Here is an 8,846-nt window from a genome sequence, read left to right as displayed (position 1 = left end):
GGCTCCCAGGCGGCGCGGTCCGCCCGGCGGCGCCGGAGCCGCCTCCACCGCCGCCTCCCGCCCCGCCTTGGCCAGCAGCGTCGTCAGCGCCGAGACCGGAAGGTCTTCCAGACGCTCGACGGTGCGGCGCAGGGCCAGCCGCAACTCGGCGTGCGTGACCGGGCCGCTCAGGCGATCGAACTTGGCGTTCACCTCGGCCCAGGACAGGGGCCGCGTGTGAAACCCCGCGTAGTCGCGCTTTTCCTTCTCGAACGTCCGTCCGCCCTTGAGCTTCAGGCGGATCCGGCACGGCATCTCGGCCGGGAAGCGGCGGCTGAACTCGGCGTCCGGCCGGACGCGCACCCGCCGGAGAAGCGCCTGGACGTCCGCCCGCCCGATCCGGTCCGGCGCATACTGCTGCGGCGTCACCTCGCCGTCCAGGAACGCCACCGCCAGAAGATAGGGGAGCGAATGGTCGGCGTCCTCGCGCGTGCGCACCGCGGTCTTCCCGCCCTCCTCGCCGCCGCCGATGATGTGGTAGGCCACGTCGAAGACGTCCGCCTCGATCGTCTCCACCTGGTCCGGGGCCGGGGCGTGTTCCCGCCGCAGTTCCAGGATCGCTTCGATCGCCGACTGCGCGTGAATTTCGGCGTCGTACTTTTTCAGGATCGCGCGGCGGACCCGCTCGAGGTCTTCGCGGGCCCAGTCGATTTCGAATCGCCCGGCGAGGCTTTCCATGAACCCTTTGCGGCCCTCGAACACCTCCCGCGGCCCCGTGATGCCCCGCATGGCCAGGAAGGCCGCGTGGACCGCCCCGAAGGCGGCGTTCGGCGCCGCCAGGCCCTTCCAATGCGAAAGCGCCCCCGTCCGGGTCACGCGCAGGGCGTTGAGGGACGTCCCCGCGATGGCGACCGCGTGGGCCGTGCGCTCGGGATCCAGGCCCAGCGCCCGCGAGACGGCCGCGGCGACGGCATAGGCGCCCTGGACGGTGTGGTCGAAGCCCCGGGCGCGGACCGGCGCTTCTTCGGAAAGTCGCGCCTGCACGTGGTAGGCGACGGCCAGAGAGGTCAGGAAGTCCCTCCCGGCCGCGCCGGCGTATTCGGAGGCCGCCAGGACCGCTCCCAGGGAATCGCTGGGATGGAAGGTCTCCCCGCGGGCCAGGTAGGAATCGTTGAAGTCGAGGTATCGCACCAGGGCGCCGTTGTAGAAGGCCGCCCGGTCGGGCGACAGAGCGGGGCCCCCGATGAGCGTGCACAGCGGGCGCCCGCCGAAATCCTCCAGATGCCGCCGGATCTTGAGGACCGGATCGGCGTCCAGAGCGCCCAGGGCGCACGCCAGCGAATCCAGGACGTGGCGCTTGAGCGTCTGGCGGGCTTCGTAGGAGAGCCGTTCCCACGAGCTCTTCGCCACGAAGGCCGCCAGGGCGTCCACAACCGCCACGGCTTCGTCCCTCCTGGGCGAAAAAAAAGAGCCAAGCCACCCCTTCGGGATATCCCTCAGGCGGCTTGGCCCTAGAGAGAGGGCAGGATAGCTTTCGTGCAGAAAGGCGCGCCGCCCCCGGCGCGGATCCCCCTCCTGCGTTAATGTCCCAGCACGACCGGCGACGAAACGAACGAGGTCCCCGAAACGTCCGGATCCATCATCCGCTCGAAGGCGTCCTCTTCCTTAAGCAGGAAATCCTCCCTCGGAAGATCCTTCCGGTCCGCCGGCGACCCCTGGTCGCCCGACCCCGGCAGCCGCAGCGCGGCGCCCCTCACCGGCAAGCAACCCCGTTCCATCGCTTCCACAACGGCTCAGGGGGACGTTTCCGCCTCCCCCGGCCTTCCTATAGAGCCACAAGCCGCCGTCCCGTTACGCGGGGATTCGCAAAATTTCTGTAATCGTTCGGAAGCGGGATCACGGGGCGTCCTCTCCCCTCCGTGATGCGCGATTCGGATCCTGCCGCGGGATGCCTGCACACCGCCGGTCCCTTTCCGCGTTCCGCCCTGTAGAGCCTGCATGTCCGGCCGCGTTATGGGCGCGCCGCCCATAACGGCGGAAGGGATTCCGGATCAGCTTCCCGCGCGTCGGCATGAACGATTCCGCCGGGAAGGCCGTCCGGGCTCTGAAAGGGCGGACCGCGGGAGGACTGGCGCTGGCCGGCACGGCGCTGGGTCTTCTCTGGGCCGCCGTTCCCGCGCTCCTTTCGACCGCGCCGCCGTGCGCCGCCCGCGTCCGACTTCGAACGGCGGAGCTCTTGAGCAACGGGTCCTTCGAACGCGAGGGAGAGACGGGCGCCGCGGACTGGAACCCCCACGGGCGCGGGTTCACCGTCGCCGAAGGAGCCGGCCGCGGAGGCTCCCGCGCCCTGGGCGTCGAGAGCCGCGACGCCACGTCCGTCCTCGGCGCCCGACAGACCCTCCTTCTCGCCCGCGACGCGCCCCGCCCGCTGCGGGTTTCCGGCTGGAGCCGGTCGGAAGGCGTGGACGGCACGCGGGACGAAGGCTACTCGCTCTTCGTGGACGTCGAGTACGGCGACGGCTCCATGCTCCCGGGTCAGGCGGCGCCGTTCGACGCGGGAACTCACGGCTGGCAGCGGCGCGAAGTGCGGATCCATCCGGACCGGCCCGTGCGCTCGGTGACCGTGCACGCCCTCTTTCGCGGCCGCGCGGGGCGGGCCTGGTTCGACGACTTTTCCGTGGAGGAAACGGATCCCCCGGCGGGGACGGAGATCTTCGAGGGCGTTCCGGTCGAGCCCGGGAACTCGCCCCCGCCCCGGACGGCGCCGCGCCGGACCCTCGCCACGGCGGACGGCCTCGTCCTGGAGCTGGCCGGTGGACGGGTGACCTCGCTGCGCCTGGGCGGGCGGGAGCGGGCGGTTCCGGCGCCCTCGGGATTCATCGCGCGCGACGCCGCCGCGGGCTCGGACTTCCTGCACCTCCCGGAGGGCGCGTGCGCCCCGCTCGGCCTGCGCCTGGACACGGAGGCCGAGGCGCAAGCCGACCGCGTGATCTTCCGGGGGCGGCTCTCGGATCTTCGCGGAACGGATCGCGCGGTCACGCTGCTTTTCGCTCTTCCGGTGGACGCGCGCGGTTGGCGCTGGGGCGATGACGTGCGGCGCTCGCGGCCCATCGCCGGAAGGGGCGAGTATCTCCACGCGGTCCGCATCCCCTGCGGCGCCACGGGCATGCTTTCGCGCTATCCGCTGGGGGCGATCTTCTCGGACGCCGAAGGCCTGGCGCTGGCCGTGGATGTGGACCCGCCGGCGCACTATCGGATCGTCTACCACGCCGGGACGCGGCAGTTCTACGTCGCCTACGACCTGGGACTGCCCGCGGGCGGATCCGCGCCTTTCTCGTTCGTCCTCTTCCGATTTCCGCCCCGTTGGGGATTCCGCGCCGCGCTGGAGCGCCTGTACGAGCTCTTTCCGGAGCGCTACGCCGCGCGGATTCTGGAGTCCGGGACGTGGCTTCCTTTCGGCGACGCGGGCGCCGTTCCGGGCTGGGAGGACTTCGGATTCAAGTTCCACGAAGGCGGCGAGCACGCGGCCGCGGACGACGCGCGAGGAATTCTGAGCTTCCGCTATTCGGAGCCCCTGGTCTGGTGGATGCCGATGGCCCCCGAAGTTCCGAGGCGCGAAGAGGAAGCCCGCCGCGAACTGGAGCGCCGGGCCGCGTCGGGGGATCCCGGCGCGCGGGCGGCGCTCTTTTCCGGGATGGCTCGGGACGATGGGCGTCGCGCCTTCGTCTTCCGTTCGGCCCCCTGGTGCGACGGCGCCGCCTGGAGCCTCAATCCGAACCCGCGGTCGCCCGCGATCCGCGAACTCTTCCGCGTCGGGGAGGGCCCGCCGGGACTCGACGGGGAGTTTCTGGACTCCCTGGAGGGATACGTGACGGCGGAGCTCGACTTCGACCGCGACCACGCGCGCCGGGCGACCGCGCCGCCGAGCTTCTGCCCTTCGACGGGGCGTCCCGTGATCTTCAAGGGCCAGGCGGCCTACGAGCACGCCCGCGCGCGGGCGGCGGAGCAGCGCGCGCGCGGCCGATTCGTCTTCTCCAACGGCGTCCCGCGGAGGTTCGGTTTCCTGTGTCCCTGGATCGACGTTCTCGGCATGGAGGCCGACTGGTTTCCGGACGGACGCTGGCGGCCGGACGACGATGCGACGCTCGCCTTCTGGCGGGCGATGGCCTTCCAGAAGCCGTTCCTGCTGCTCTTCAATACCGACTTCGACCGGCTGACGCCGGAGCTCCTGGAGCGCGCCTTCCGCCGGTGCCTGCTCTATGGGATTTTTCCGAGCTGCTTCAGCGCCGACGCCTGGAACCGCCCGTATTGGGGAGTGCCGGCCTGGTATGAGCGGGACCGGCCGGTCTTCCGGAAGTACGTTCCGCTCCTGCGTCGCCTGTCGGCCGCGGGCTGGCATCCGGTGACGCACGCCGCGTGCGACAACGAGCGTCTCGCCGTCGAGCGGTTCGGGCCGGACGCCTCGGGACATGTCTACCTCGTGATTCTCAACCCGGGCGAGCGGGATGAAGAGGGACGGGTGATCCTGGATCCGGAGCTGGCCCGCAGGGTCGGGCGCGCCCGTGAGCTGCTCGGGGGCCGCGGGGTGAATCTTTCGGAAAGCCGATTCCGCGCCTCCCTGGAGCCGCACGGGGCCTGGGTGGTCGAGTTCGCGCCAAGCCCGAAGGCGCGGTGAAGTCCGCCGCGCTTTTTTTCGATCGCCTCTTGTCGCCGCGAGGCCGTCCGCCTAGAATGCGCCCGCACATTCCGGAGGCTGGAAGTCGCCCCCGGCCGTCGGGCGAGGCCTTCATGAAGGACGTCCCTTCGCGACCCTCGGGTTTCTTCCTCGCGGCCCGGCATTTCTCCGAGGCGGCGCTGCTCCTGGATCCGCTCGGAAAGATCCTGGACGCGAACGACGCGGCTGCGGAGCTGCTCGGTCGCTCCCGGGAAACCCTGGTCCGGCGGACGCTGGCGGACTTGACGGCGGGTTCCCGTTCCGCGCTGGAAGAGAACCTGAAGCGCTGGGCCCGGGCCGAAGCTTCCCGGGACGGCGTCCTGGAACTCCGCGGGCCGGACGGATCGGCGGCGCCCCTGGCCTGCCGGGCCGTTCTTCTCGGGCCGCCCGCGCGGCTTGGGGGGACCTTCATTCTCCTGCGCCTGCGGCGCACGGACGATGCGGCGGGGCCGCCCGGGCGGAAACTCCGGCGGCGGAAGAAGGCGGACGAATCTTCACGCCGGAGCGAGGAACGGCTTCGCCTGGCCCTTGAGGCGGCGGAGCTGGGGATCTGGGATTGGAACCTGGCGACGGGGGAGTTCGTCTGCTCGGATCGCGTTCTGGAGCTGTGGGGGCTGGACCCGGGCGGACGCCTGACGGTCGAAAACTTTCTCGCCTCGATCCATCCCGAGGACCGGTCCCGCGTCGAGCGGAGCCTCTTCCGGAACCCGTGCGAGCAAAGCCCTTCGCGTTCCTACAAGGATGAGTTCCGGGTCGTCGATTCCCGGACGGGTCGCGAACGCTGGGTGGCCGGCCGGGGGCGCGTCTTCTGCGACGACGCGAACCTGCCCGTCCGCCTCGTCGGCGCCGTACTTGAGGTGACCGAGCGGCGGCGGGCCCAGGAGGAAATCCGGCGCCTGAAGGAAGACCTCGAGCGTCGCGTCGAGAGGCGCACGGCCGAGCTGGAAGAAGCGGTTCGGGAGCTGGAAACGTTCGTTTATTCCGTGTCTCACGATCTGCGCGCGCCGCTGCGGTCCATGGCGAGCTTCGGGGAGATCCTTCTGGAGGGGTTCGGCCCGGCGCTGGGTCCGGAGGGACGCGAGTACGCGTGGCGGATCGTGGAGTCGGCGCGGCGGATGGACAAGCTGACCTGCGACCTGCTGGCGTACAGCCGCCTGTCCCGGTCGGAGATCGCGCTGGAGGCCGTGGATCTGGAAGCCCTGGCGGACGAGATTCTGGGGGAGATGGCGCCGGATCTGGAGCGCGCGGGCGCCCGGGTGGCCGTCGAGAGGCCGCTGCCGCGCGTGACCGGCCACCGGCTGACGCTGCGGCAGGCGATTCTGAATCTCGTGGGGAACGCAGTGAAGTTCGTGCGCCCCGGGGTGGCGCCGCAGGTTCGGATCTTCGCCGCGCGGTCGGGGGATCGCGTCCGTCTTGTCGTGGAGGACAACGGGATCGGCATCGCCCGGGAGCATCAGGGGCGCCTTTTCCGCGTGTTCGAACGCCTGCACGCGAACGGCCGCTACGCGGGGAGCGGAATCGGGCTGGCGATGGTGAAAAGGGCCCTCGAGCGGATGGGCGGCCGGGTGGGGGTGGAATCGGAGGAAGGGAAGGGTTCGCGGTTCTGGGTGGAGCTTCCGGAGGCCTGAGGGGGGATTCCCCCTTCAGGCCGCGCCCTCGCGCCCGGCCAGCCGGTCGGAAAGCCCCCGGAGGCGCGTGCGATCCAGCCGCCGCGCCTCGGCCAGGAGGGATCCTTCCTCTTCCCGGATGTGGGCGTCGAGGTATTCGCCCAGCGCCCGAATTTTGGCGTCGAAGGAGCGCTCGTCCGGGTGGGCCAGGTCCAGTTCCTCGAGGAGACGCCCCAGCGATCGGCGATGTTCGCGCGCCCGCGCCACGGCCCACGGAGCTTCCTCTTCGAGGGCCTCGAGGATCCCGTCGGCGGCGTCGAGGTGGGCTCCGAGGCGCCGGCGGATGCGGTCGGCGAGGTCGCGCTTGCGACGCGCGAGATCCGCCCGGAGCCGTTCGTACGCCTCCAGGAGGCGGAGCGCCGAGCGGTGTTCGCGTTTCATCCAGCGGGCCAGGTCGTTCATGACGCGTCGCTGAGCTGGCTGACTTCCTGCATCGGGGTCCCGCAGGAACAGCAGTGCGGGAGCGACTCCGGAGTCCGTCCGGGTCGCGGGAGCTGGGTGATCAGAATTTCGCACTCGCATTCGGGGTTCAAGCACCGGTAGAGCTCGCCGGTCTTCCAGACCACGGGCTTCATCGCTTGTCCTCCGGGGGACCGCCGAAGAATCCGATTCCCCCGGGGACACGGCGTTACGGAGATCCGAGGGGCGCCGCCGTGCGGACGACCTGATTTTTTTCCTCGTGGGCGGCGGGTGACGTGTCGGAGGCGCGCAGCACGAGGTAATAGACCTGACCGGGAACGAGTCCCGAGATCGTGGCCTGAAAGGGATAGCGGTCGGGTCCCGGACCTTGGGCGTAACCGGCCCCCACCTCGGGGACGAGCGCGATGCGCGCGGCCGAGCGGAGGTCCGGGTCGGCGGCGAAGTCGAACGGCCGGGTCTGATAGTAGAGCGTGTATCGGACGGGATGAAGGTCCAGCGCCACGTCCCACCGGACGGTCAGGCTTCCCGGTCCGGGAACGGCTTCCTGAAGACCCACGCGCGGGGGCGGCTCCGAGGGAGGCGTGGGAAAGGGCGGAGTGTGCGGGTTGTAGGTGCTCGACCACCGGGGCGGGGCGGCGTCCGTCAGGTTGGCGTGATCCAGGACGAACGTATTGGCCAGGAGCACGGGGGCGTCGGTGAGATAGTGCCGGAACCCGTGAAGCTCCTGGGTCACCCGGATGTCCTCCAGAAGCGAGTCCAGCCCCACGGTCGAACGGCCGACGAGCGTGTCCCGGGACATCCGGTCGGGAGGCCCCTCGGCGTATCCGAGCGAGACGATGCGGAAGCCGTCCGGCCTCTGGGATTCGGCGATAAGCTTGGGCGCGACGTTGAAGCGGTTGTCCGGATAGAAGTACGGGCTGAATTCCTCGAAGGCGTGGGAGTTCAGCCGGAAGCTCTCGAAGAGCACGAGGTCCACGGCCCCGCGCGGGCTGAACGCGTAGTGCGGATGCCGGGGATCGTAGAAGAAGAGGCCCCGGTTCTGGAGAATTACCGCGTTCGGATAGGCGGCGCGGACCCGCCGGATGAAGGCGGAAAATCCGGGAGCCGTCCATTCAAACTCGGACTGGTTGTCGCTCGAGGGGTCCGTAAATCGATTCGGGGCGCACGTGTCGATCGTATCCAGAAAGACGCCGTCGCAGCCCAGGCCGCGCCCATAATCGGTCGCGAGGATTTCGCGGAAACCGGCCAGACCGTCGGGTCCGTCGAGGGTCATGTCCTGGAGAAGGGCGAACCAGGCGGGGTCGCCGGCGTTGACGAAGGCGCCGCCGAAGCGGCCGTTGCGGTCCGGCAAGCCGTCGCCCCTGCCCGTGCGGTCCACGGAGTTGTCGTCCAGGTACCAGGACGCGAACCGGGTTCCCCCGGGGGAGGGCGCGCCGCGCGGGTCGATGCCGTCCAGAGGCCGCCCGTCGGCGTCCGGGCCGCGCGGATCCACGCGGGGTCCGCTGCCGTCGCCGCGGAAGCGGGGGTCCGCGGCGAGCTGGGCGTCCGTCAGCGTCCGCGTGCGCAGATCCTCACCCACGGAGATGTACCCGAGCACCAGGACGTCGTCCGAAGGATCCGCGGGATCGACGCCTTGGCGGATCGCGGCGACGATGTCGCGGGTGACGTGACCCTGGGAAGGATGGACGACGACCACCTGGTGCCGCCGGGCGGCCTGGATCGCCTCCGGCGTCCAGTCTCCGTAGTGGACCATGAAGCGGTCGGCTTGGCGGGCGCGGCGGCGCACAGCCGAAAGTCCTCCATCGTCGCTTAAGGAAGGACGCGGAGGATCCGCGTCGTCCTCCCGGCAGCCGGGGACGGCGGCGATCAGCAGCAGGGACAGCAACGAGGCGTGTCCGCGGAAGACGGTCATGAGTCGTTCCTCGGTCGGCCGGACTCTTGCCCGCCGAAGCGCGGCTTGGGGGTTGCCGGAGCCTCGGCGGAAGCGGGCCGGATCGGGCCTTTCGCGGAAGGGAAGGTGCGGGGACGGGGGCGGGCCCGGGCGCCGGGGGCGGAGGCGGGCGTGG

The 8,846-nt window shown here is 70.6% G+C and carries 7 protein-coding genes; 2 read left to right on the top strand and 5 right to left on the bottom strand.

The window, feature by feature from the left end; all coding sequences use genetic code 11:
• Together VNO22_18205 and VNO22_18200 are read right to left on the bottom strand one after the other, a co-directional pair.
• A partial coding sequence (locus tag VNO22_18205; protein HXG63309.1) for an MmgE/PrpD family protein occupies positions 1 to 1,419 on the bottom strand: 1,419 nt, incomplete at its 3' end.
• A gap of 140 nt (positions 1,420 to 1,559) precedes the next feature.
• Entirely contained in the window at positions 1,560 to 1,736 is a 177-nt protein-coding gene (locus VNO22_18200) for a hypothetical protein (GenBank protein ID HXG63308.1), read from the bottom strand.
• A 314-nt stretch (positions 1,737 to 2,050) separates the two neighbouring features.
• Here VNO22_18200 and VNO22_18195 point away from each other — a divergent pair, with 314 nt between their 5' ends.
• Together VNO22_18195 and VNO22_18190 are read left to right on the top strand one after the other, a co-directional pair.
• The gene (locus VNO22_18195) at positions 2,051 to 4,654 is read left to right on the top strand and encodes a hypothetical protein (GenBank protein HXG63307.1); all 2,604 of its coding nucleotides are present in this window, start codon (positions 2,051 to 2,053) and stop codon (positions 4,652 to 4,654) included.
• Between the two features lie 113 nt (positions 4,655 to 4,767).
• On the top strand, positions 4,768 to 6,321 hold the full coding sequence (locus VNO22_18190) for an ATP-binding protein (protein ID HXG63306.1): 1,554 nt from the start codon (positions 4,768 to 4,770) through the stop codon (positions 6,319 to 6,321).
• Between the two features lie 15 nt (positions 6,322 to 6,336).
• Here VNO22_18190 and VNO22_18185 read toward each other — a convergent pair whose 3' ends face one another.
• From VNO22_18185 to VNO22_18175, 3 genes are read right to left on the bottom strand one after another with little or no spacing between them, the layout of a single operon-like run.
• The gene (locus tag VNO22_18185; GenBank protein ID HXG63305.1) at positions 6,337 to 6,762 is read right to left on the bottom strand and encodes a hemerythrin domain-containing protein; all 426 of its coding nucleotides are present in this window, start codon (positions 6,760 to 6,762) and stop codon (positions 6,337 to 6,339) included.
• The gene (locus VNO22_18180) at positions 6,759 to 6,935 is read right to left on the bottom strand and encodes a hypothetical protein (GenBank protein HXG63304.1); all 177 of its coding nucleotides are present in this window, start codon (positions 6,933 to 6,935) and stop codon (positions 6,759 to 6,761) included. The genes VNO22_18185 and VNO22_18180 overlap by 4 nt, the downstream gene beginning before the upstream one ends.
• A gap of 53 nt (positions 6,936 to 6,988) precedes the next feature.
• Positions 6,989 to 8,692, bottom strand: a complete 1,704-nt coding sequence (locus VNO22_18175; GenBank protein ID HXG63303.1) for a hypothetical protein — start codon at positions 8,690 to 8,692, stop codon at positions 6,989 to 6,991.
• Positions 8,693 to 8,846: the final 154 nt, after the last annotated feature.

The organism is Planctomycetota bacterium (assembly GCA_035574235.1).
Classification (GTDB): domain Bacteria; phylum Planctomycetota; class MHYJ01; order MHYJ01; family JACPRB01; genus DATLZA01.
The sequence above is the reverse complement of the archived record's forward strand: the minus strand, read 5'-3'. Positions and strand labels throughout refer to the sequence as shown.